Here is a 23,027-nt window from a genome sequence, read left to right as displayed (position 1 = left end):
TAAGTTGGAGTCATTACCCGTTTTTGTCCGGTTTCGCATGGGTAATAAACTGACGCAGATCCGGCGCACCAGGTGAATGGAAAATGGCTTTTTGGTTAGCATCTTCCAGTGAAATAATAACGTTAGAGTAACCGGAAACCACGTTTTTTAAGATTTCCAGCCGCCGGGATTCCGGTTCGTTGGGTTGATTAAGGATCCGTTCCAGCGTGGTGCTGATCTCTCTTAAATCGTTTATATCCTGCTCGGCAAAATGGACTTTCACCGAGTGGATCATTATCCAGGCGAAGGCGAAAAACGAAGCGATGGTTGCCAGGCTGATAAAAAAGGTCAGTCGCGTGGCCAGCGAAAAAGGGCGCTGCAGGCGTTTAATAGCCATCCGGTACCTCAAGCATATACCCCACACCGCGTACGGTCTGAATCAGCTTCGGTTCAAAGTCATTATCAATTTTGGCACGCAGGCGCTTCACGGCGACGTCAATCGCATTGGTGTCGCTGTCAAAATTCATGTCCCAGACCTGTGAGGCAATCAGCGAGCGGGGTAATACTTCCCCTTGATGGCGCAGGAAAAACTCGAGCAGCGTAAATTCTTTGCTGGTAAGGGTAATGCGGGTGCCACTGCGGGTGACTTTTCGGCTGACCAGATCAACCATTAAATCCGCAACCTGAAACTGACTTTCGACAATCACTGCCGCGCCACGGCGCAGCAGCGTTCTGACCCGAGCCAGCAGTTCGGCAAAGGCGAAGGGTTTCACCAGATAATCATCCGCCCCCAGTTCCAGGCCTTTGACCCGGTGTTCAATCGTGCCCAGCGCGGTGAGGAGAAGAATCGGCATGCCTTTGTTAGCGCTGCGCAACATACGCACGATATCCCAACCGTTCACGTCAGGCAGCATGATGTCGAGGATGATCAGGTCATAATCGCCGGTCATGGCCAGGTGATACCCGTTCAGGCCGTTATCCGCCAAATCGACAACAAAACCGGCTTCCGTCAGGCCCTTCGTCAGGTATTCGCCGGTTTTTTTCTCATCTTCGACGACCAAAATCTTCATCACATTCTCCTTCACCCACTGGCTGTGCGGGTTTCAATTCTAGAGAAGCGGGATCGGATAGCAATGAGTTATTGGGAAAATGACAGCTTTGTCATTTTCCTGTCACCGCTTAAACAGAGTCGATTCGGTAAGGTGCACGGTAATAAATTCACATTCCAGTCCGGTTTGGACGAAAAGAACTATGTGCAAATTTAAGCTTCTTACTCTCAGCGTTGTTTTTATTCTGGCCGGTTGTTCGCTGGCGCCGGAGTATCAGCGTCCGGCAATGCCGATACCGCAGCAATTTTCGTTGAGCCAGAATGCGCTGGTACCGGCACCACAGGGATACCAGGATACGGGCTGGCGCACCTTTTTCGTTGATGATCAGGTGAAAGCGCTGATTGGTGAGGCGTTGCTGAATAACCGTGATCTGCGCATGGCCACCCTCAAGGTTCAGGAAGCGCGAGCACAATATGGGGTGACGGACGCAGACCGCTATCCGCAGCTTAATGCTGGCTCCAGCGGTACCTATAGCGGCAAATTTAAAGGCGAAACTAGCACGCAGAAAGAATTTGAGGCCGGGCTGAATCTCAGTTTCGATTTGGATTTCTTCGGTCGCCTGAAAAATATGAGTGAAGCCGAACGACAGAATTTCTTTGCCAGTGAAGAAGCGCGTCGGGCGGTGCATATCTTATTAATTTCCAATGTGTCGCAAAGTTATTTCAACCAGCGACTGGCTTACGCGCAGCTGAAAATTGCCGAAGAGACGCTGCAAAACTATCAGCGTTCATACGCTTTTGTTGAGAAACAACTGTTAACCGGTAGCACCAACGTGCTGGCGCTGGAACAGGCGCGGGGCGTAATTGAAAGCACGCGCGCCGATATCGCCAAACGTAAAGGCGAACTGGCGCAGGCGAATAATGCGCTGCAACTGTTGCTTGGCACCTACGGGAAATTACCGGATGACCGGGCACGCAGCCACGGTGATATCAACGCGGTGGCGCTGCCGCCGTCGCTGCCATCGCAAATACTGCTTCAGCGACCGGATATTTTAGAAGCCGAGCATGCATTAATGGCGGCAAATGCCAACATCGGTGCTGCACGGGCGGCCTTTTTCCCGTCCATTACCCTCACCAGTTCGCTATCGGGTAGCAGCAGTGACCTCTCCAGCTTATTTAATGCCGCCAGCGGCATGTGGAATTTCGTACCCAAAATCGATATTCCGATTTTTAACGCCGGACGTAATCAGTCAAACCTCGATTTGGCCGAAATTCGTCAGCAGCAGTCGGTGGTGAATTACGAACAAAAAATCCAGAACGCGTTTAAAGAAGTGGCGGATGCACTGGTGTTGCGCCAAAGCCTGGCAGATCAAATTACTGCTCAACAGCGCTATCTGGACTCTTTGCAAATCACGCTGCAACGCGCCAGAGCGCTCTATCAACATGGTGCGGTGAGTTATATCGAAGTACTGGACGCAGAGCGTTCTTTATTCGCTACCCGGCAATCACTGCTCGATCTTAATTACGCCCAGCAGGTTAATGAAATTAAGCTGTTTGCTGCCTTAGGCGGCGGCTGGGTTGAATGATATTTAATTATAAATTCTCAGGAGTATATGACATGAAAAGTACAGCTAAAGCCGCTTTGTTTACTGTGTTGTCTGTGGTCATGTTTAACGCTCAGGCCAATGAGCATCAGCATGGTGAGATGATGAATATGCAGCCCGCTACCCAGCAGGAGCAAGTCATCAGCGCCACGGGCGTGATTGAATCTATTGATATGGCGAGCAAAAAAATCACCATCAAGCACGAACCTATTCCGGCGGTGAACTGGCCTGCGATGACCATGCGATTTACGCTGGTCCCGGAAACGAAGGCTGATGATATTAAGCCCGGCGATAAGGTCGCCTTTACCTTTGTTCAACAGGGAAATCTCTCTGTATTACGTGATATTCACGTCAGTCAATAACGCAGTCGCAGGTCTCTTTTATTCTCACCCGTTTTCTCTGAACGCGGGTGAGACACTCGCGCAATGGAAATCACTATGGCGTCTTTAAATATTAAAAATACCGCGCTTATTCTTGCCAGCATGATTGTCGGTGGGGTTATTGCCGTCGGTATCTATCCTTATTTGTCATCAGCAAACGTCCCGACCGACAGTGGCCCCGATGCGCAAAAAGAAGCGCGTAAAGTCCTGTTCTGGTATGACCCGATGTATCCGAATACCCGTTTTGATAAGCCGGGTAAATCGCCGTTTATGGATATGGATCTGATCCCGAAATATGCCGATGAAGAGACCGCGAGCGACGCCGCCGCAGGGGTGCGAATCGATCCGACGCAAACCCAAAATCTGGGGCTAAAAACCGAGGCTGTACGTCGTGGACCGCTGCAGTATGCACAAACGTTCCCGGCCAACGTTAGCTATAACGAATATCAGTTTGTGATTGTGCAGGCCCGCTCAGCGGGATTTATCGAAAAAGTGTATCCGCTGACCGTTGGCGATAAAATTAAGCAAGGCGCGCCGCTGATTGATCTGACCATCCCCGACTGGGTTGAAGCGCAGAGCGAATATCTTCTGCTGCGCGAGACCGGCGGTACCGCCACTCAAGTCGACGGTATTCTCGAAAGATTGCGTCTGGCCGGGATGCCCGAACAGGACATCCAGCGCTTAAAATCGACGCGGAAAATTCAAACCCGCTTCACCCTGCGCGCGCCCATCGATGGGGTGATCACCGCCTTTGATTTGCGCACCGGCATGAACATTTCGAAAGATAACGTGGTAGCAAAAATTCAGGGCATGGATCCGGTGTGGGTCAGCGCATCGGTCCCGGAGTCTATCGCCTGGCTGATTAAAGACGCCTCGCAGTTTGCGATTACCGTACCCGCCTGGCCGGATAAAACATTCACCATCAGCAAGTGGAGTATTTTGCCGAGCGTGGATGCCACGACGCGTACCCTCCAGTTACGTTTGCAGGTCGAAAACCCTGACGAGGCACTCAAGCCGGGGATGAATGCTTACCTCAAGCTGAAAACACAAAGTGAGCCGATGCTGCTGATCCCGTCCAAAGCGCTGATTGATACGGGCAGCGAGCAGCGGGTGATCACCGTGGATAACGACGGACGCTTTGTGCCGAAGCAGGTTGCCGTATTCCATGAATCTCAGGGGCTAACGGCTATCAGCTCCGGTCTGACGGAAGGTGAGAAGGTGGTCTCCAGCGGCCTGTTCCTGATTGATTCCGAGGCGAATATCGCCGGGGCGTTGGACCGCATGCGCGCCCGGAAGAGTGGGACGCCAGACGCCGCGGCTATGCCCGCAATGCCGACCCCGGCGACCCATTCACACTGAGGATATAACACATGATTGAATGGATTATTCGCCGCTCAGTGGCTAACCGTTTTCTGGTGATGATGGGGGCGTTGTTCCTCAGTATTTGGGGAACATGGACCATTATCAACACCCCAGTAGATGCACTGCCGGATCTCTCAGATGTGCAGGTGATTATTAAAACCAGCTATCCGGGACAGGCGCCACAAATCGTTGAGAATCAGGTCACTTATCCTCTGACCACCACCATGTTGTCGGTGCCTGGCGCGAAAACGGTGCGCGGTTTCTCGCAGTTTGGTGACTCTTACGTGTATGTCATTTTTGAAGACGGCACCGACCCTTACTGGGCACGCTCCCGTGTACTGGAATATCTCAACCAGGTGCAGGGAAAACTGCCCGCAGGCGTCAGCGCGGAAATAGGGCCGGATGCCACCGGCGTCGGCTGGATCTTTGAATATGCGCTGGTGGACCGCAGCGGCAAACACGATTTGGCCGAACTGCGTTCTCTGCAGGACTGGTTTTTAAAGTATGAGTTGAAAACGATTCCCAATGTCGCAGAAGTGGCGGCGGTAGGCGGCGTGGTCAAAGAGTACCAGGTGGTTATCGACCCGATGAAGCTGACGCAATACGGTATCAGCCTGGCTGAGGTGAAATCGGCGCTGGATGCGTCTAACCAGGAGGCGGGTGGCTCATCCGTGGAGATGGCGGAAGCGGAATACATGGTGCGTGCCAGCGGGTATCTGCAAACCCTCGATGACTTCAATACTATTGTGCTGAAATCCGGGGCTGACGGTGTGCCGGTTTACCTGCGCGATGTTGCCCGCGTGCAAATTGGACCGGAAATGCGCCGTGGCATCGCCGAACTGAATGGTGAAGGTGAAGTGGCGGGCGGCGTGGTGATCCTGCGCTCGGGTAAAAATGCACGTGACGTAATCTCCACCGTCAAAGCCAAACTTGAGACGCTGAAAAGCAGCCTGCCGGAAGGCGTTGAGGTAGTTACAACATACGATCGCAGTCAGCTTATCGACCGCGCGATTGATAACCTGAGCTACAAGTTGCTGGAAGAGTTTATCGTTGTGGCGCTGGTGTGTGCGCTGTTCCTGTGGCATATCCGCTCGGCGCTGGTCGCCATTATTTCCCTGCCGCTAGGGCTGTGTATTGCGTTTATCGTGATGCATTTCCAGGGGCTGAACGCCAACATTATGTCGCTTGGCGGCATCGCCATTGCTGTAGGGGCGATGGTTGATGCCGCGATTGTGATGATTGAGAACGCGCATAAGCGGCTGGAAGAGTGGGCGCATCAGCATCCGGGAGAAAAGCTGGATAACGCCACGCGCTGGCAGGTGATCACCAACGCCTCGGTGGAAGTGGGACCGGCGCTATTCATCAGTTTGCTGATTATTACCCTGTCGTTTATCCCTATTTTCACCCTTGAGGGGCAGGAAGGGCGACTGTTTGGCCCGCTGGCGTTCACCAAAACCTATGCCATGGCTGGGGCCGCATTGCTGGCGATTGTGGTGATCCCAATCCTGATGGGATTCTGGATCCGCGGCACGATCCCGGCGGAAAGCAGTAACCCGCTTAACCGTTTTCTGATCCGCATTTATCATCCGCTGTTGCTGAAGGTGCTGCACTGGCCGAAGGCCACCCTGCTGGTGGCGGTGTTGTCGATCCTGACGGTTATTTTCCCGCTCAATAAAGTCGGCGGCGAGTTCTTACCGCAGATCAACGAAGGTGACCTGCTGTATATGCCCTCGACTCTGCCGGGGATCTCGGCGGCGCAGGCGGCGGATATGCTGCAAAAAACCGACAAGCTGATCATGACCGTGCCGGAAGTGGCACGGGTATTTGGTAAAACCGGTAAGGCCGAAACCGCCACCGATTCCGCGCCGCTGGAAATGGTTGAAACCACCATCCAGTTGAAACCGCAGGATCAGTGGCGTCCGGGGATGACGATGGACAAAATCATCGAGGAACTGGATAAAACGGTCCGGCTGCCGGGCCTGGCAAACCTGTGGGTACCGCCGATTCGTAACCGCATCGACATGCTGTCTACCGGGATCAAAAGTCCAATCGGGATTAAGGTCTCGGGTACCGTGCTGGCGGACATTGACGCCACGGCGGAGCAAATCGAAGAGGTGGCGAGGACCGTGCCGGGTGTCGCGTCTGCGCTGGCGGAACGTCTGGAAGGCGGGCGCTATCTCAGCGTCGATATTCAACGTGAAAAGGCCGCGCGTTATGGCATGACCGTAGGCGATGTACAGCTGTTTATTACCTCGGCGGTCGGCGGTGCGATGGTGGGCGAAACGGTGGAAGGGATTGCCCGCTATCCGATCAATCTTCGCTACCCGCAAAGCTATCGCGACAGTCCGGAAGCGTTACGGCAATTGCCGGTCCTGACGCCCATGAAGCAACAAATCACGCTGGCGGATGTGGCGGATGTGAAGGTTGTTTCAGGTCCGTCGATGTTGAAAACCGAGAACGCACGCCCGACCAGCTGGATCTACATCGATGCCCGCGATCGTGACATGGTCTCGGTGGTAAACGATCTGAAAAAAGCGATTGCCGAAAATGTCCAGCTAAAACCGGGGACCAGTGTGGCGTTTTCGGGCCAGTTTGAGCTGCTTGAACGCGCCAGCCATAAGCTCAAACTGATGGTGCCGATGACGCTGATGATCATCTTCGTGCTGCTGTATCTGGCTTTCCGTCGTTTTGGTGAAGCGTTGCTGATTATCACCAGCGTGCCGTTCGCACTGGTGGGTGGGATCTGGTTCCTCTACTGGATGGGGTTCCATATGTCGGTGGCGACCGGCACCGGATTCATTGCGCTGGCAGGTGTTGCCGCCGAGTTTGGCGTGGTGATGTTGATGTATTTGCGTCACGCCATTGAGGCGGAGCCCGCGCTGGAAAATCCGCAGACCTTTACGGTGGCTAAGCTGGATGAGGCGCTGTATCACGGGGCGGTGCTTCGCGTGCGCCCCAAAGCGATGACCGTGGCGGTGATTATTGCCGGCCTGCTGCCGATTTTATGGGGTACCGGGGCCGGGTCGGAGGTGATGAGTCGGATCGCCGCCCCGATGATTGGCGGTATGATCACCGCGCCGCTGCTGTCGCTGTTTATCATTCCGGCGGCGTATAAGCTGATGTGGCTGCACCGCCATCGTTCGCAGAAATAACGCCTGAATAGCGTTGCGCCGGAGAACGTAATACGGCGCAACGCTATTTTTCCAGCGCCTTGACCCGCTTTCTGTACTCACCCGGCGTGCAGCCGTATTCACGCAGAAAGACTTTGTGAAACGATGATTCGCTGGCATAGCCCACCGCCTCAGCAATTACGATCAACGGCCGTGAATCACGCGCTAACATCTGGGCGGCGAATTGCAGACGCAATGTGGTTAAGACCGCGAGCGGCGTGGAGTTTGAGACTTCACGAAACAGTTGCGCGAAGCTGGCCCGCGACATATGCGCGCGCTGCGCCAGCTCTTCGACAGTCCACGGATGAGCGGGCAACTCCAGCATCAGGTTAGCGATAACCCCCAGTTTGGGATGCAGCAGCAGATTCAACATGTTTTTACCTGGTGCGGCCCGTGTCAGCCACTCGCGTACAGCAAGGGTAAACAACGTGGCGCATTGCTGGCTGCATACCACCTCAGAACCTGGCAGCGTGCTCATTGATTCCCGTTGCAGCAGTTCAATCATGGCTCTCAGCCACTGACCAACAGGGCTATTTTCCTCGGGGGCCAGAATGAGCAATTCCGGCAGCGCGGTTAAAAAATAGCGTGAAGATGCCTGCAACCGTAGACTTCCGCAGACGAGATGCGTTTGTTCCTCGCCTGACTGGCACAGCCGGTGGGCGGAGTTTTGTGCCAGCATAACCACTGCGCCAGGATGCAGCGTGTAGGACGAGCCGTCCGGGAGATCAAGCTGAGCCGCACCCTGAGTTACCGTATGCCAGCGAATAACCGACAGCTCTCCCGCCGCATGTGGCAACTGCCAGTCTCTGCTCAACAAGCAGTTTTTATCAATAGACCCCTGCGGGTCATTAAGCGTTAATAATCGGCTAAGCGCGTCCATCAAGACTCCTGAACAATTTTATACCCTTAGGGAGATATCGCCATTATCGCTATAATTTTATATTAAATTAATACCATCAAATGGTTAGTTGGAAATATGGTTTGTGCTTTCACAAATTTGCATGGTTCACTTTAGACAATTTGACATAAATAAGCGCGTTATGGATACGCTGTTCATGTTCGTCAGTCCTTATACTTCGGGTTAACAAATGAACAGTGATTTTGCAAAGAGGCAGTATGAATCAGTATCAGGCGATCATTATTGGTTTTGGCAAAGCAGGTAAAACGCTGGCGGCGACGCTGGCAAAAGCAGACTGGAAGGTGGCGATTATTGAGCAGTCCAACACCATGTATGGCGGGACATGTATCAATATCGGCTGTATACCCACTAAAACACTGGTGCATGATGCCGAAATGCAGCATGACTTTGCCGCCGCAATGCAACGCAAAACAGACGTTGTTCGCTTTCTGCGTGATAAAAACTTCCATAACCTTGCCGGTCTGGACAATGTCGATGTGATTGAAGGGCGCGCTGAGTTTGTTGACAACCATACTGTGCGGGTCATCCAGGCGACCGGCACGCGTGAACTTCGCGGCGAGAAGATTTTCATTAATACCGGTGCGCAGTCGACGATGCCTGATATTAAAGGATTATCCAGCACACCTGGCGTATTCGACAGCACTGGATTGCTGAATCTGGCGCAGCGTCCTCAGCGGTTGGGGATTTTGGGCGGCGGGTACATTGGCGTGGAATTCGCGTCCATGTTTGCCAATTTTGGAAGCAAGGTCACTATCTTTGAAGCCGCGCCGCTATTTTTACCGCGTGAAGACCGGGATGTCGCTGATGCCATTGCCCGCATTTTGCGCGACAAAGGTGTCGAGCTGATTCTGAATGCCAATGTACACTCTGTATCGTCCCAGGACGGTGCGGTACAGATACAGATGCCAGAAGAGACGCATTCGGTGGACGCGCTACTGATCGCCTCGGGGCGTAAACCGGCAACGGAAGCACTGCAACTGAAAAATGCTGGCGTGGACGTCAACGATCGGGGCGGAATTATCGTGAATAGATATCTGCGCACCTCGGCAGATAATATCTGGGCCATGGGCGACGTGACTGGCGGATTGCAATTTACCTATATCTCGCTGGATGATTTTCGCATTGTGCGCGACAGTTTATTGGGAGAAGGGTTGCGCAACACCGGCGACCGCCAGAATGTGCCGTATTCCGTGTTTATGACACCGCCGCTTTCTCGCGTGGGGATGAGCGAAGAGCAGGCCAGAGCCAGCGGGCGGAGGTTCAGATCGTGACGTTACCCGTTACGGCGATCCCCCGGGCTCGGGTGATGGATGATACGCGCGGTATGCTCAAAGCCGTGGTTGATGTGAATACCCAACGGATATTAGGTGTCTCGCTATTGTGTGTAGATTCACATGAAATGATTAATATCGTTAAAACCGTTATGGATGCCGGATTACCCTATACCGTTTTACGTGACCAAATATTTACCCACCCGAGCATGAGCGAATCATTAAACGATCTATTCGCATTAGTTAAATAATAAAATGCTGTGTCTGCCTTTTTACCCCACCCGTGTGGGGCTTTTTTTATGCGTGTAGCACAGTACCTAAATAATACGTATGAACAGTTATTCTGGCGTTACGGATGGCAATAAATAGAATGTGTGAGTTTATTATATTAACACTGAATTGACTGGTTAATGGAAATAGAAATGAATATGTTGAAAGCAACTTTACTGATGACCTCTTTACTGACTGCACCTGTCACGTTTTCCGCGCTGGCGCAGTCGCCAACCGAAATTGCCCACGTTAGCGTGTCAGCCGTCTCAGCCGCGCCTTCTGTGATTGAGGAGGCCATTGCAAAACTGGCGCAGGAGAAACAGGCATCATCGTGGAAAATCACCTCAATGCGTATTGACAGCAGCACTTACGCTACGGCGATTTTGTACAAGTAAGGGCGGTTGGTATGGAAAAATATCTTCGCTTACTGGGCAAGGCCGATCGCATCGGATTAACCCTGATTCGCCTGAGCATCGCCATTGTGTTTATCTGGATTGGATTATTAAAATTCGTTCCATACGAAGCCGACAGTATTACGCCATTCGTGGCCAACAGTCCGCTAATGTCATTTTTTTATGAACATCCGCAAGAGTATCAGCAGCATTTGACGCATGAAGGGGAATTTAAACCGCAGGAGCGGGAATGGCAAGCAGCGAATAATACCTACAGCTTCTCTAATGGACTGGGCGTGGTTGAGATAATTATTGCCTTGTTGGTGCTGGCAAATCCGCTCAGCCGCAGGTTAGGATTAATCGGCGGGATTCTGGCATTCGCTACACCGATTGTCACCCTGTCCTTTTTAATCACCACGCCTGAAGCATGGGTTATGCCGCTAGGCGATCTGCACCACGGTTTCCCGTATTTATCGGGGGCCGGGCGGCTAGTGTTAAAAGATACATTAATGCTGGCGGGTGCAGTAATGATTATTGCGGATTCAGCTCGGACCCTCGTTAAGCAGCAGTACTGATTTTCTCACGTTGTACCCTCTGTAAGATAGTATGCCACTAGAGTTTAATACGGTAATTACCGGAGCCAGCATGATGCTGGCTTTTTTTGCCATAAGCTAAATTCGTTATCCCCAAACCCCTGCTGAAAACGTCTTGTTATTCTTTTTTGTTATGCTTGTTGCGCAACTTCGCGTGGTTTTAGACTTCACTTCAGCTAGAATTAACCCGTATCAAACGTTTTTACATATCAATAAAACATTAAAGATAGTTAAAAACTTAAATTTTTATCAACAGTTTGACATGGAATCCACTAAGGTAATTAAGCGCCAGGAGTGGATGCTGATTTCGTGTTTTTGTCTGCGAACAAGACCGGAACATTTCTTAAATATGGAAATAAGGGTTTGAGAATGAGCTTTGGATTAGCAAAGGACAACAAGTTTGAAATCATAGCGATCCTGCGCGAAGAGTTGCACAAGAAGACTAAACTGGAAGTCTTATGTGAAAACAACAGCGTTATCACACAGTTAGAAAAGATTGATTTCGAGCGCTTTGTGCTTTCTCCGCACAAAGACATCGTTCCTGAAAAGGTCCAATACTTCATCCTGCACAGTGATAGCGGGATTGTTAAATTTAGCGCCAGATACGAACAGGCGTCCGCAGGTGATGCGCAAGCAGGGTTGTCGTACCTTATCCCGGATATGATTTTCTTTGCGCAACAGCGACAAAATCAGCGTTTCTCCTTCCTCAAGGGCTATGATTTTTTCTGTTCTGGTCGTTACAAAAACGGCGAAAATTACTCACTGAAGATTAAAAATATTTCTCAGGGGGGCTGCGCATTAATCGTTAAGGATGTGAATGCACGATTCCTTTATAAAGATGCGGTTATTAAAGGTGCCACCCTGGATTTTGATGTGTTTGGCAGTTTACTGCTTGATCTCAAAGTGATTGATGTCGTCATGATCAATGAGTTTGATGATGATAATCAGTTGTACTCCTGCTACCAGATATCGTGCGAGTTTGACTATAAGAACCGTCGTGAAGAGGCGGAAGTCGAGAAAATAATCATCAAATTTTTAATGAGTAATAAGATTCGAAGTTTATAAGGAACGGTGAACAGGATGTTGATGTGCGGCACTGATAATTTTGTGGGCAGCGGTATGTTCGCCTATCTGACAAGTAAACATATCCCTATCAAAACATTCCCGTTTGAGGATATGTTGCAGCAATCATCATTGTGCCAACATCAAACAATGGTTTTTAATATCATTAACAATGAACAACCGTGTTCTGCAATTGTGCAGTTTTTGAATAAAAACCGATTTAAATTTTATAATAACGTTATTGTCATTGTCGCTGACAGTTTGGTGGCGAAATTATGTGTTGAGTTATTATATGTGGAAAAGACCATTGTCCTGACGGAAAAATCATCACTGCGTGATTTTGGACAACTGGCTACGCTGGCGGTTGGGAAATGGAATCCCCGACTGTATCGGTCGCAGAAAAGGCTCACGGAAAGAGAACAGCAGATCCTCAATCTGTTGGTAAGTGGTTATACTGCCAGAGAAATTTCTGAATTAGTCAGTTTGAATTATAAAACGATTCAAGCGCACAAGATGCGGGTCGTTACGAAACTGGGACTGGCCAATACCTCTGATTTAAATAAATTAATTATTAGGTTTACCCATAGCTTGTCTTTTTTACCCTGATCTGAATATTCTTTTCTGATGTGAAATACGTAAAAGTAGATACAATTTGGGAGTGATTTCGACTGGTTTTTGTTGTGGTGATGGGGGGGAAGGGGTGTGTTAGATTCCAGTGATGTGCTAACGGCGCTTGAAAAAGCATTCAATACCAGTCAGCTTTATATGGTTTATCAACCTATTTTTAACTTACAAACCCACACTATTAGTGGGTTTGAAGCGTTAATGCGTTGGAATAGCCCACAGATGGGCATGATCTCCCCTGATGTTTTTATTACGGTGCTGGAAAATAGCGGCAATATATTTTCCATAGAGGAGATGGTAAGCAACCCTCCATGGGACATTGCCGCCTCCTGGCCAGACCCTCTTTCTCTCTCTGTTAATATTTCTGCCCTTGAATTCTGCGATCCACTGCTCCCACAACGAGTCAGACAAAATCTCGCCGCCAGTGGACTGCCTGCTCATCGATGCCAAATAGAGATCACGGAAACGTCGCCGTTGTGCGACAGCCAGATAGTCGCTAAAAACATGACAGAACTGAAGGCGATTGGGGTGAAGCTGGCGCTTGATGATTTTGGTGCCGGGCACGCTAACCTTAATTATCTGCTGAAGTATCCGTTTGATACCTTAAAGATTGATAAAGAATTTGTTGCAGGCATTGAGCCCGATACCCGATCGGCAAAGATCGTTGAGGGTATTATTTCATTAGCGCACAATTTTGGCATTGAAGTGCTGGCTGAAGGGGTAGAAACCCATGCCCAGTTAGAACGTTTGACGCTGATTGGCTGCGATAAAATTCAGGGTTTTTTTATCTCTCCTCCGGTGATGGCCGAAGACATTCCCGCACTGTTAACCCAATTTAGCCGTTAATCACTCTCTCCCTGGGCTATAACGCCTTTTCCTGATAGAGGCGCACGCGCGTTATCCGGACAACCGCCGGACAACCGATGTTGATTCCCTCGCGCATAAAAAAGCCCTCTGTAATAACAGAGGGCTGGCTACGTTTACGTTAGATTAAAACGATTTCTTAAAGCCAATAGATGCATTCACCGGGGCTTCAATCTGCGACTTACTGCTGCCGTTGCTGAATTGCGTACCCAATTCACCGTAGACCTGCACATTCCGGTCAATAGACCAGCTCAGTCCGGCGGCGACTTCGGTGCTGGAGTACTGCTGTGACGATTCCAGCGTAGTGGTGGCAACCGCATTGCTAAACTGCGTCTTGTCTTTTGAACCCAGACCCTGCCAGACGTTCACCCGGCCGTAAGGCTGGAATTTGCCGTGGTTGGTATCATAGTCTGCGACCAGACGCACACCCAGACGCGCGGTAAACGAATCGGCGGTATCCATCTTGACCTTCGTTTGGGTGACGCCATCCAACGTACTGTCATCGAAGTTGCTGTACTGATAGATCAACTGCGCCTGAGGCTCCAGACTCCAGGCGCTGGCGCCTAAGCGGAATGACTTGCCCACTTCCGTTGAGGCCGTCAGCGTATTGCCTTTCACCGTGTGCGAGCCGTTATTTCCGGATGCCGACAGACGGGATTTATGGTTACCGTACTGCAGGACGTTGTCGACATACATTCCGTCATCCGAGAACCAAGTGGCATAACCGCCAACGTAAAACGCGTTGTCATCGATATTACCGCCTTTGCCATCGCTGCCAGTTTTGGTGCCTTTAACACTGCTGTCGATGTCGAGCACGCTGGCATACATCCCGGCTTTCCAGCTTTCATTGGCGTACATATCGACGCCGACCTGGATGCCCATGGTATGTGAATTGGTTTGTGTCCCTGTCGCATCATCCAGCTTGGTTTTGCCGGAGTAACCAATCATTCTGGCCCACGCGCGGTTATCTTCATCAATACCCGGTTTCACCTCGTCACCCATACGCTGGTGCATGTTACCCAGCAGGCTGATGTCACCCTGGCGAACGACGCTGGCGAGGCCGGAGTACAGCATGGTTTCCGGACGGTATTCGCTTCTCAGATACCAGTTTTCACCCTGACCTTGCGCGTTACCGGCGTGCAGTTGGTACTCAAATGCACCCGCAGCCATACGTTCAGCGGCAAGATGGAAGGCGTCTCGCGAGGTCTGCGCGGTGGTGGTGGCGCCATTCAGCGCGGTGACCACTTCGATGCCGTCACCCACGGTAGGCGCGCCGAGGCCGGAGCCGTTAACATCAAGCAACGTTTTCCCGCTGGCTTTACCGCCGTCGATAATCAGGCGATCGGCAATACCCGCGCCGCGACCATTCTGCGTGGCTGCCATGTTGATAGTGCCTTTCTCGCCGGTGTAGTCTCCTTTGACGGTTAAGGTTGTACCAATTTGCTGACCGATAAGCGACACATCGCCGCCGTTACTCAGCCCGGCTACCGTCTGGTTGTAGCCTTGGGTGTTAAGCGTAGTGTCCGCAACCACATAGTGGTGCGACGCCGCGCTCAGGGTGTTGGTATCACCCGCTTGCAGCACGCCGTGGGTAATCAGCGTTGCGCCGCTGTAGCTGTTTTTACCCTGCAACTCGGTGGTGCCGTTGCCGGTCTGGTGCAGTTGACCTTTGCCGCTGATATCACCGGTTAATGCCAGGGTATTAGCGCGATTGACGCTGAGTACGCCATTATCAACGATATCACCCTGAATGCTGCCGATATCGCCGCCGGTGCCGAGTTGTAATACGCCCTGGTTGATGGTGGTACCGCCGGTGTAGGTGTTATCCAGCGTCAGGGTGAGTGAACCTTTGCCGGTTTTAATCAACTGACCATGACCTTCGACTTCGGTCAGCAGGGATACATCGTGCCCGTTGGTGTCGAACGTCCCGCCACCGGATTCCAGCGTTACCTGACGTGCGGTATCGAACGCGTCGCCATATTTCAGCGTACCACCATTAAAGGTGATGCCAGTATCTGCTGCGCCAAGGTTGGTATCACCGGCTACCTGAAGCGTACCTGAAGTGATAGTGGTGCCACCGCTGTAGGTATTGTCGCCCGTGAGGATCAGCGTACCAAGATCGCCTTTATTCAGGCCGCCGGTGCCACGGATCACGCTGTCAATGGTGGCGGTGTAGTTAACGCCGTCTACCGTACCATCGCCAACGCGGATCAGCGTATTGGCGGTATCGGTGGTGATAGCCTCCCCGCCGACGCGATAGCCGTCGGTGGCGAACTGTGCACCGCTGATGATGACGTCGCCTTTGCTGTTATCGACCGTCACATTGCCTGCCTCGCCCTGGAAGACGGCAAACGCGGCATCGGTAAATGGCGCGTTCAGCGCGCCTTCTGGCGTGGATTCATCGGTGGTCCAGTTGTCATTCCCCTGGCTGGATTGCCAGATCCCGTCGCCACCGTTAATCACGCCGTTGTTTTTCAGGTTGCCGTTCTCACCGCCGGTGCCGTCCCAGAAGCGCAGCGTCAGCCCGGCATGGTTGACCAGGTTTACCTGATTTTTAACCGAGGTTTGTACATACAGGCTGTCCGCGGCTTCCGGTGCGTTAGCAATATCCATCACGTTATTGGTCAACGTGCCGGTATAGTTGATCACGCGATAAACCCCAACGTCAAAACTGCCGTTCGGTGAGGTCTCGATGTTGAGCTTGCCGTCAAGCGTCAGATCGCCGTTGACATCAATCAGATCGTTGAAAGCTCCGCCTGGGGTATAGGCCTGACCAAACTGATAATCCAGCTGTGCGTTATCGCTTAGCGTCAGCGAACCGGTGGTCAGTTTACCGACGCTGTTGATGGCCGCACCGGCGGTAATGTGACCGTTATCCTGCACATCCACCGCGCCGCCGATAATGCCGTTACCGCCGAGCGTAGCGCCGGTTTTCACCGTGACCTGGCCGGTTGCGGCAGACTGATTACCGTTGACCAGCAGCACGCCCTGGTCAACATCCGTGATGCCGGTCCAGGTGTTGTCGCCGGTCAGGGTCAGCGTACCGTCGCCGATTTTCACCAGGCTGCCGTCGTTGCCGCTGATAACGCCGCTGATAGTGTCAGCCAGATTTAGATTACCCAGCGACAGTTGCTTGTTACCCAGCTCGACATTACCCGCACCGGACAGTGAACCGATGGAGGTGGCGCTGTTGACTGCGCTGACATCCACCAGGCCGTCCGCCAGGTTTTTGACCACCGTATTTTCCGCCATCGCGTTATCAGCCGCGGTCATCAGGCCGCTGTTGTTTACCGTGGCATTGCCGCCGCTGGCGTTGTCTTCCAGTGCCAGGGTGTTGTCTTTCGCTACGTTGACCGTCGCGTTAGCGGCGGTGGCTTTATCGCGTAATACTGCTTTCGCTTTACCTGTCAGATTCAGGTTGGCGCTGGCGGCAGTGACGGTATCGGCCAGCGTTAACAGACTGTCGGCGATGTTCATGGTCAGCGATGTCAGGCTGGTGTCTGCACCATTGATATTCAGCGTTGCGCCGTTATTGACGTTAACAGTGCTGCTTTCATTGCTGCCGAACACCCGGTTTTGCTGACGTTAACCGTCACATTATGGCTATTCCCGGTCCCGGCAATTTCGGTTTCCCCTTGGTAGCTGTTGGCGCGGTCAAGCGTTAAGATGCTGCCCGCATCGCTTGAGCTACTGGTCACTTTCAGCTTGCCATCTCCGGTAATATCGCCGGTTGGGGTGAAATGGTGCGAATTGAGATCAAATACCGCCGCGTTAGCATTGGCGCCCAGCTCGATGGTACGGTTGCTGGTCAAATCAGCGCCCAGTTGCAGCGTGGAGGCGTTATTGATGACCAAATCCGTGCCACTCTGGCCGAGGTTGCTGTCGGCGGAGATTTGCAAGGTGCCGCCGTCAATGCGCGTACCGCCGCGATATTCGTTATCACCGCTGAGGATCAGACGGCCGAGGTCGGTTTTCACCAGCGTCAGCCGATCGCGGGCGCTGGCCTCGCGAAGGATAGATTCAATGGTCGCGGTATAGTTTTGTCCCGCGCCACCGGCCCCGACGCGCAGCAGCAGTTCACCGGTGCCCGGCGTTTGACCCGCATGAGTGGCCGTTTCGGTGGTGGCATAAGCGTTGAGCGCATCACCTTTCACGACATAGCCGTCGGCGTCAAACTGTGCTCCGGAGAAATTGACGTCACCTTTGGCGTCATCCACGGTGACGGTACCGCCTTTGGTGGTAAACACGGCGAAGGATTTCTGTGCCCACGGCGCGTTGCCCTCGCCGGTGGCCGTTGTCCAGTTGTTGTCGCCCTGATCGCCAATCGCCATCCATTTGCCATCGCCGCCGTCAATCTTGCTGTCGCCTTCAATGCCCGATTTACCGTGACTTTGGTTGACGGTTGCGCCGTCCCAGAATTGCAGCGTGACGCCGTTGGCGTTGACCAGGTTGACCTGTTTGTCGATAGAGGTCTGGACAAAAATGTTGCTCTTATCCTGACTGTCTGGCACCGCGCCCAGCTCCAGCGTCCGGTTATCCAGCGTGCCGCCGTAGTTATAAATACGGTACACACCCGGTCCAAAATTACCGCCCTGAGACGTGGTGACGTCCAGCGTCCCGTCCAGTTGCAGGTTGCCGGTGACAGTAATCAGGTCATTCAGCGCGCCACCCGGCGTATAAGCCTGACCCAGCTCGAAGGCGGAGGTGGTTTTGCTGCCCAGTTGCAGGCCGCCGTTAATGGTTAATGTTCCCGCACCGCCGTCACCCGCGCTGAGGGTCGAGGCGTCGTTCATCAGCACGTTGCCGCCGATAATACCGTTACCGCCAAGCGTGGACATGCCACTGACGGTGGTTGCACCCGTAGCCGCACTCTGATTACCGTTTACCAGCAGCGTACCGTGGGTGACGGTGGTGTCACCGGTATAGGTGTTTTTGCCCGCCAGGCGCGTAATGCCACCGCCGATTTGCTGCAGCGCGCCGATACCCGAAATCACGCCGCGGAGCAGCACATTATTGGCGCGATTAATCGCCAGTACGCCGTTGTCGAGGATGTTTGATACGGCGCTGACTTCGCCGGTATCGCCGCCGGAACCTAACTGCAGCGTCCCCGTTTGATCAATGGTGGTAGAACCGGTGTAGCTGTTATTGTTGGTAAAGACCGTGGTCCCGCCTGCCTTACGTTCAAATTTCCCGTCACCGCTGATGACGCCGTCGTAAATTTGCGCGGCTGACGTATCGCCCTGGGTATCAAAGATAACCCTGCTGCTGGTGCCCTGGGTTTTCACGTCATAATTGCCAATGGTCGCGGCGGTGCTGGTGGACTCGACGTGGTCGCCGGTACGCAGCGTTGCACCATCGTTTACGGCAATGGTTTTGCTCGCCAGACTCAGATTTTCAACGACGCGGACATCCGCGTTTGACCCGGTAATGGTCAGCGAGTCCCAGCCAGTGCCAATGTTGGTGCCGGTGGTCTGGTTATCGCTGTTCAGGCTGCCAATTTTTGCACTGTCGCCGTGGGTGTTGGTGAAGGTGAGGGCGTTGCCCGTACCCGCAGCGGTAATGATATGGCGCGTTTTATCCAGTGATACATCGCCGATCTTGGCCGTATTGTTACCGCCGGTGCCGGCGAAATTCACCTCGCCCGCAAAGGTGCCGCTTTGCCAGTTAAAGGTGTCCGTGCCTTCACCGGTGTTGATCACGCCGCTGGTGATACCTTTGCTGATATCAATGGTGTCATCGCCTTTACCAGACTGAATGGCTACGGCCGTGTCGTTGATGGCCTGCAGGGTGCCGGTGTTGGTGATTTCTTTATTTCTGTCACCGCTGGCATCAATCACCGGTGCGCTGGTGCTGGCAGAGATAATTTTGCCGCTATTGCTGACGGTGCTGACGTTCTTCGCGATGATCGCAGAACTGCCTGCGCTATCACGTACATTGATATCGGCATTGGTGGTGACTTTACCATCTGTGTTGGCGCGGATACCGCTACCTTCAGCCTTAAGGACCTCAATGGTATAGCCCTGACCTATGCTCAGGTCTCCCGTCGTTGCGTCGCCATTGCGTTGTTCAAAAGCGAAGCCAGTGCCGCTCCCGTTGACGTTGAGGATATTTCCGGCGCTGTCTTTATCGGTCATGGTGAGCGCCACGCTGGTGCGGATCCCCGCGCCATCGTTGGAGTCAATGGTCACGTTGCGCAGCAGGATATTGTTGTTGTTGGCATCGTTTTGAATGCCTGCGCCAGTTCCATCGGCGCGGATCATCACGCTTTGCGCGGACAGCGCACCGGCTTTATCGGCGAGGCGAATACCGTCAGCGGAACCGTTGGTGGTAATACTGTCACCGGAAATGCCATTAATCAGTAAACTGGCACCTTCAGTCAGTAGAACACCGGCAGTACCATCATCGACCAGGATTTGGCCCAGTTTATTAATCTGCGCACTGGCTCCCGAAGCCCGAACACCGATACCGTTACTGACATGCAGGGCATTGTCGGAATTGTTGGTGAAACGCCCGCCTTGCTGTACATCAACACCGATGCTGTCGGTGCTGGCTAGATCGATAATGGCGTTGGCACCAAGGGTCAGATTGCCGAGATTTCTTGCCACATAGGCAATAACCTCGTTACCGCCAGTTTCAGAGGTGATCTTCGCGTTTGAGGTGAGGGTAGTTTCAGTCGGGTTACCTTGCTCGTCGTCGCCATTCAACTGATGCGCCTGACCGTCAACAATCCCGGCAATGGTTCTTTCACCGGTTAAATTGATGGTGGTTTTATCGCTGATGTTACCTGTTGCGCCGCCTTCAATCAGCAGGGCTGCGGAATCGGAGCCTTTCAGGCTAAACGTGGCTTCGCCGGTGTCTACACTACTGCCTGCGCCGGTGGCGAGGACGCCGACGGAGTTTTTGCCGCTTAAGGTCAGGTCGAGATTGGAACTCGAATTATCTTTCGGGTTGGTCGTATTACCTGCAAGTTTTGCACCATTAGCGATACGAAAAATAGTGGTGTTAGCCTGACCGTTGTCATTCATCACCGCCTGACCAATGTTGGCGGTAGCCCCTTTGCCATACAGGTAATAACCAATCTGGTTGGTGCTGTTGAATAGTGGACTGCTCAGGGTGTCGACATTCGCGATGGCGTTATCACGCACGTGCACGCCGATGTTCCCGGCTTTGTTAAGTGTGATAGCGGAATCGACGTTGACCGTCGCCTGACCATTAACGCCACCCTCAGCCCAGATAGCGTAGTTACGGTTACCCACACTGCCGGTACCGTCTACCACAATAGAGCCTGAGTCGCTGGTGGTCACCAGGGCATTTTTTTTCGTCGCGCTGACGTGAATGCCGACGTTGTTGGTGCCATTGACGTTGATCTTGCCGTCATTGCGAATGATCTGACCATTTTCAGCGCCACTGTCACGAACAGTGATGCCGTAGTTCTTGATATTCCCTCCACGACCATCGCCATTGACCACAATATTGCCGGTATTCAGCACGTTGCCTGTCGCGTTGCCGATCAAGATCCCCGCAGCGTTGCGTATGCCGACGCCCAGCGTGATGAGCCCCTTATTGATGACCTCGCTGGCACTTTTGGTCATGATCCCGGCGCTTGGGCTGGAGCCGCCTGGCAGGGTGGCATCCAGGGACAGGTCATTGGCGTCGCGGCCAAGATAAATAGAGGCATTCTGCGCGTTGGTAAAGGTCGCGTTGTCGGCGACTTCTACGCCAAAGGCGGTGCCTTTACCAAAGGATGCGCTGTTTTTGCTCCCGTCGACGATATTGATAACGCCGTTATTCACGCCCTGTGCAGTGTTGGACAGTTGCATGCCAATGGCCAGCGTCAGCGAGGTATCAGGATCATCTTTACTCCAGGGATCGGCGGCAGAGGCGGTACCGAAGTTATCGGTGGTGATGGCCTGGTTGATGGTGCCGTTGTTGGTAATGGTGCTGGCGCCTTGCCCCTGCATGCCAAATGCGCCGTAGCTGCTGACCTTTTGATTGCCGTCTTTATCAATAAACAACCCGGAGTTGATGGTGCCGTGGTTGGTAGCAGTGGCGTCTTTCGCCAGCATGCCGATGGCCAGACTTTGCCCGCCGGAGGAACGCAATGCGTTCAGTTCGCCGAGGTTAGTGATAACCCCACCGTCAATGGCTTTCATTACGCCATTAATGCTGCCGTCAACGGCGATCATCGCACCTTGGTTCAGGGTGCCGGTAGTCCCAGCGCCGTTGGCATAGATGGCGTGCAGCTCACCACGCCCGGCGGTAGTGTTATTCGTATGCGACAGGCCGTCGGTCCAGACGTCATAATCCCAGGAGATAACGTCAGATTTTTTACCGGAACTAAGCACGTTTTCAATCAACTCGGCATACTTCGCTTGCGCAGCGGATACCGTCGTTATTTGGCTATTTTCGGCATCCAGCCACAGCTGGATCTGGCTGACTTTTTGTCCATCCGGTTTTTGTGCGGCGTCATCACTTTCGCCTAATAGCCAGCTATTGAACTCAGCCAGCTCAGCGGCCGTTGTAATCGAGATCGTTTTGGTACCTGTTTCGATAACCTCACCGGCATCGTTATAACCGTAAGCCATTAGCGTTACATCAGTGCCAAATACGGAGGTGGTTTGTGAACCGTTAAATGTTTCCGTTGGTACAACCGGGGCAGCGTTGAATTTTATGTAGTTATCGGACTGCCAGTTCACCTTGCTGTTGGCGCCCTGCGCTTGCAGCAGTGAGGAGTCCTTGGCCAGCAATTCGATGGTATTGGCCTTGTCACGTACGTAAAGCGTGTCGTTGCCAATATTCAGATTGGCGATGCCTCCGTTTGTCGCCAGAGCGATACCAAATTGCTTATAGACTTGCGTTTGCTGTGGATCATAAGTGTTCAACACCGCATCACCGATTTGTGATTCGGTGATAAAACCGGCTAATGCGCTGGTATCGAAGACTTTAATTGGCTCGGGTTCTCCCGGAAGCGCCGGATCAAAAACATCAAAGTCCGTGCTCTGCGAAGGTTTCGCCGATTGAGAATGAGTCAGGTATTCTGCCAGTTGCTCCACGGTGGAGATCGTTTTGACATTCTGATCGGGGCTGGTGGCTTTTAGGGTGATTTTTCCGTCTTGCAGCAGCTCTCTGATGGTGGTTGACTCCACAACGCCGCTTTGACCTGGGGCAATCGTTGGGATGGCGCCGCTGATGTTGAGCGCCTGACCGGTAGAGTTATCTTCATATAAGAAGCCATAATTATGAATTCCCTCATTTACCTCAGCTGAAATACCTCTCTGATAGTCAGTATAAATATTGTGCTCACCTGTATCGATAATCGGTGCCGCAGATGCCAGCATTGAAGCACCGCTTAATGCACTGGCCGCCAGTACCGCGACAGTTTTACGCGAACTGCTTTTTTTCTTGCCTTTGGTTAATTCAGAAACGACAACCCAGATACCGAGTACCGCGTTCCAAATAATGCTGTAAACTTTATTCATATATAACCCT

At 52.6% G+C, this 23,027-nt stretch carries 11 protein-coding genes and 3 pseudogenes; 10 read left to right on the top strand and 4 right to left on the bottom strand.

All coding sequences use genetic code 11. The features are described from left to right. Window positions 1–19: 19 nt before the first annotated feature. Window positions 20–376: pseudogene (locus FDW95_RS17660) on the bottom strand (two-component sensor histidine kinase); the annotation flags it as partial. Beyond that, complete coding sequence (gene cusR, locus FDW95_RS17655) at window positions 366–1,049, bottom strand: copper response regulator transcription factor CusR (RefSeq protein ID WP_096757976.1); 684 nt, start codon at window positions 1,047–1,049, stop codon at window positions 366–368. The gene cusR and the pseudogene FDW95_RS17660, both read right to left, overlap by 11 nt. 181 nt (window positions 1,050–1,230) lie before the next feature. Between cusR and FDW95_RS17650 the strand changes: the two genes are divergently transcribed. The 4 genes from FDW95_RS17650 to FDW95_RS17635 all read left to right on the top strand — a co-directional run bounded on the left by FDW95_RS17650 (window position 1,231) and on the right by FDW95_RS17635 (window position 7,525). Beyond that, window positions 1,231–2,613 (top strand): efflux transporter outer membrane subunit, encoded by a 1,383-nt coding sequence (locus tag FDW95_RS17650; RefSeq protein WP_115259163.1) that lies wholly within the window; start codon window positions 1,231–1,233, stop codon window positions 2,611–2,613. Window positions 2,614–2,645: 32 nt separating this feature from the next. After that, window positions 2,646–2,993: a cation efflux system protein CusF gene (gene cusF, locus FDW95_RS17645; RefSeq protein WP_115259162.1), complete on the top strand. Its 348-nt coding sequence runs from the start codon at window positions 2,646–2,648 to the stop codon at window positions 2,991–2,993. Window positions 2,994–3,068: 75 nt separating this feature from the next. Next, window positions 3,069–4,370, top strand: coding sequence for an efflux RND transporter periplasmic adaptor subunit (locus FDW95_RS17640; RefSeq protein WP_115259161.1), 1,302 nt, complete (start codon window positions 3,069–3,071; stop codon window positions 4,368–4,370). Between the two features lie 11 nt (window positions 4,371–4,381). Beyond that, window positions 4,382–7,525: a CusA/CzcA family heavy metal efflux RND transporter gene (locus FDW95_RS17635; RefSeq protein ID WP_115259160.1), complete on the top strand. Its 3,144-nt coding sequence runs from the start codon at window positions 4,382–4,384 to the stop codon at window positions 7,523–7,525. Window positions 7,526–7,568: 43 nt separating this feature from the next. Here FDW95_RS17635 and rclR read toward each other — a convergent pair whose 3' ends face one another. Further along, window positions 7,569–8,423 carry a reactive chlorine-specific transcriptional regulator RclR gene (gene rclR / locus FDW95_RS17630; RefSeq protein ID WP_115259159.1) on the bottom strand — a complete coding sequence of 285 codons (855 nt, stop codon included), beginning with the start codon at window positions 8,421–8,423 and terminating at the stop codon, window positions 7,569–7,571. A 236-nt stretch (window positions 8,424–8,659) separates the two neighbouring features. Between rclR and rclA the strand changes: the two are divergent. From rclA to FDW95_RS17600, 6 genes and pseudogenes are all read left to right on the top strand, one after another. Next, window positions 8,660–9,984: pseudogene (rclA, locus tag FDW95_RS17625) on the top strand (reactive chlorine resistance oxidoreductase RclA). A gap of 177 nt (window positions 9,985–10,161) precedes the next feature. Continuing rightward, window positions 10,162–10,398, top strand: coding sequence for a reactive chlorine resistance periplasmic protein RclB (gene rclB / locus FDW95_RS17620; RefSeq protein WP_170973021.1), 237 nt, complete (start codon window positions 10,162–10,164; stop codon window positions 10,396–10,398). Window positions 10,399–10,409: 11 nt separating this feature from the next. Next, entirely contained in the window at window positions 10,410–10,970 is a 561-nt protein-coding gene (gene rclC, locus FDW95_RS17615) for a reactive chlorine resistance membrane protein RclC (RefSeq protein WP_115259157.1), read from the top strand. A 387-nt stretch (window positions 10,971–11,357) separates the two neighbouring features. Continuing rightward, window positions 11,358–12,053 (top strand): pilus assembly protein PilZ, encoded by a 696-nt coding sequence (locus FDW95_RS17610; protein ID WP_115259155.1) that lies wholly within the window; start codon window positions 11,358–11,360, stop codon window positions 12,051–12,053. Window positions 12,054–12,074: 21 nt separating this feature from the next. Further along, window positions 12,075–12,656 (top strand): LuxR family transcriptional regulator, encoded by a 582-nt coding sequence (locus FDW95_RS17605; protein ID WP_170973020.1) that lies wholly within the window; start codon window positions 12,075–12,077, stop codon window positions 12,654–12,656. Between the two features lie 96 nt (window positions 12,657–12,752). Continuing rightward, window positions 12,753–13,520, top strand: a complete 768-nt coding sequence (locus FDW95_RS17600; protein WP_137363560.1) for an EAL domain-containing protein — start codon at window positions 12,753–12,755, stop codon at window positions 13,518–13,520. A 144-nt stretch (window positions 13,521–13,664) separates the two neighbouring features. On the opposite strand, the pseudogene FDW95_RS17595 reads toward FDW95_RS17600, so the two are convergent. Next, window positions 13,665–23,017 (bottom strand): annotated as a pseudogene (locus FDW95_RS17595) (autotransporter outer membrane beta-barrel domain-containing protein). Between the last annotated feature and the right edge of the window lie 10 nt (window positions 23,018–23,027).

This window comes from Citrobacter sp. wls718, from assembly GCF_005280945.1.
GTDB lineage: Bacteria > Pseudomonadota > Gammaproteobacteria > Enterobacterales > Enterobacteriaceae > Citrobacter > Citrobacter gillenii.
Note: the sequence above shows the minus strand (reverse complement) of the source record. Positions and strands in the feature narration are given on the sequence as shown.

Coding starts and splice junctions, on each gene's coding strand:
- rclB (WP_170973021.1), top strand. CDS start 10,162: ATGTTGAAAGCAACTTTACTGATGACCTCTTTACTGACTGCACCTGTC.
- FDW95_RS17605 (WP_170973020.1), top strand. CDS start 12,075: ATGTGCGGCACTGATAATTTTGTGGGCAGCGGTATGTTCGCCTATCTG.
- FDW95_RS17640 (WP_115259161.1), top strand. CDS start 3,069: ATGGCGTCTTTAAATATTAAAAATACCGCGCTTATTCTTGCCAGCATG.
- FDW95_RS17635 (WP_115259160.1), top strand. CDS start 4,382: ATGATTGAATGGATTATTCGCCGCTCAGTGGCTAACCGTTTTCTGGTG.
- FDW95_RS17610 (WP_115259155.1), top strand. CDS start 11,358: ATGAGCTTTGGATTAGCAAAGGACAACAAGTTTGAAATCATAGCGATC.
- cusR (WP_096757976.1), bottom strand. CDS start 1,049: ATGAAGATTTTGGTCGTCGAAGATGAGAAAAAAACCGGCGAATACCTG.
- rclR (WP_115259159.1), bottom strand. CDS start 8,423: ATGGACGCGCTTAGCCGATTATTAACGCTTAATGACCCGCAGGGGTCT.
- rclC (WP_115259157.1), top strand. CDS start 10,410: ATGGAAAAATATCTTCGCTTACTGGGCAAGGCCGATCGCATCGGATTA.
- cusF (WP_115259162.1), top strand. CDS start 2,646: ATGAAAAGTACAGCTAAAGCCGCTTTGTTTACTGTGTTGTCTGTGGTC.
- FDW95_RS17650 (WP_115259163.1), top strand. CDS start 1,231: ATGTGCAAATTTAAGCTTCTTACTCTCAGCGTTGTTTTTATTCTGGCC.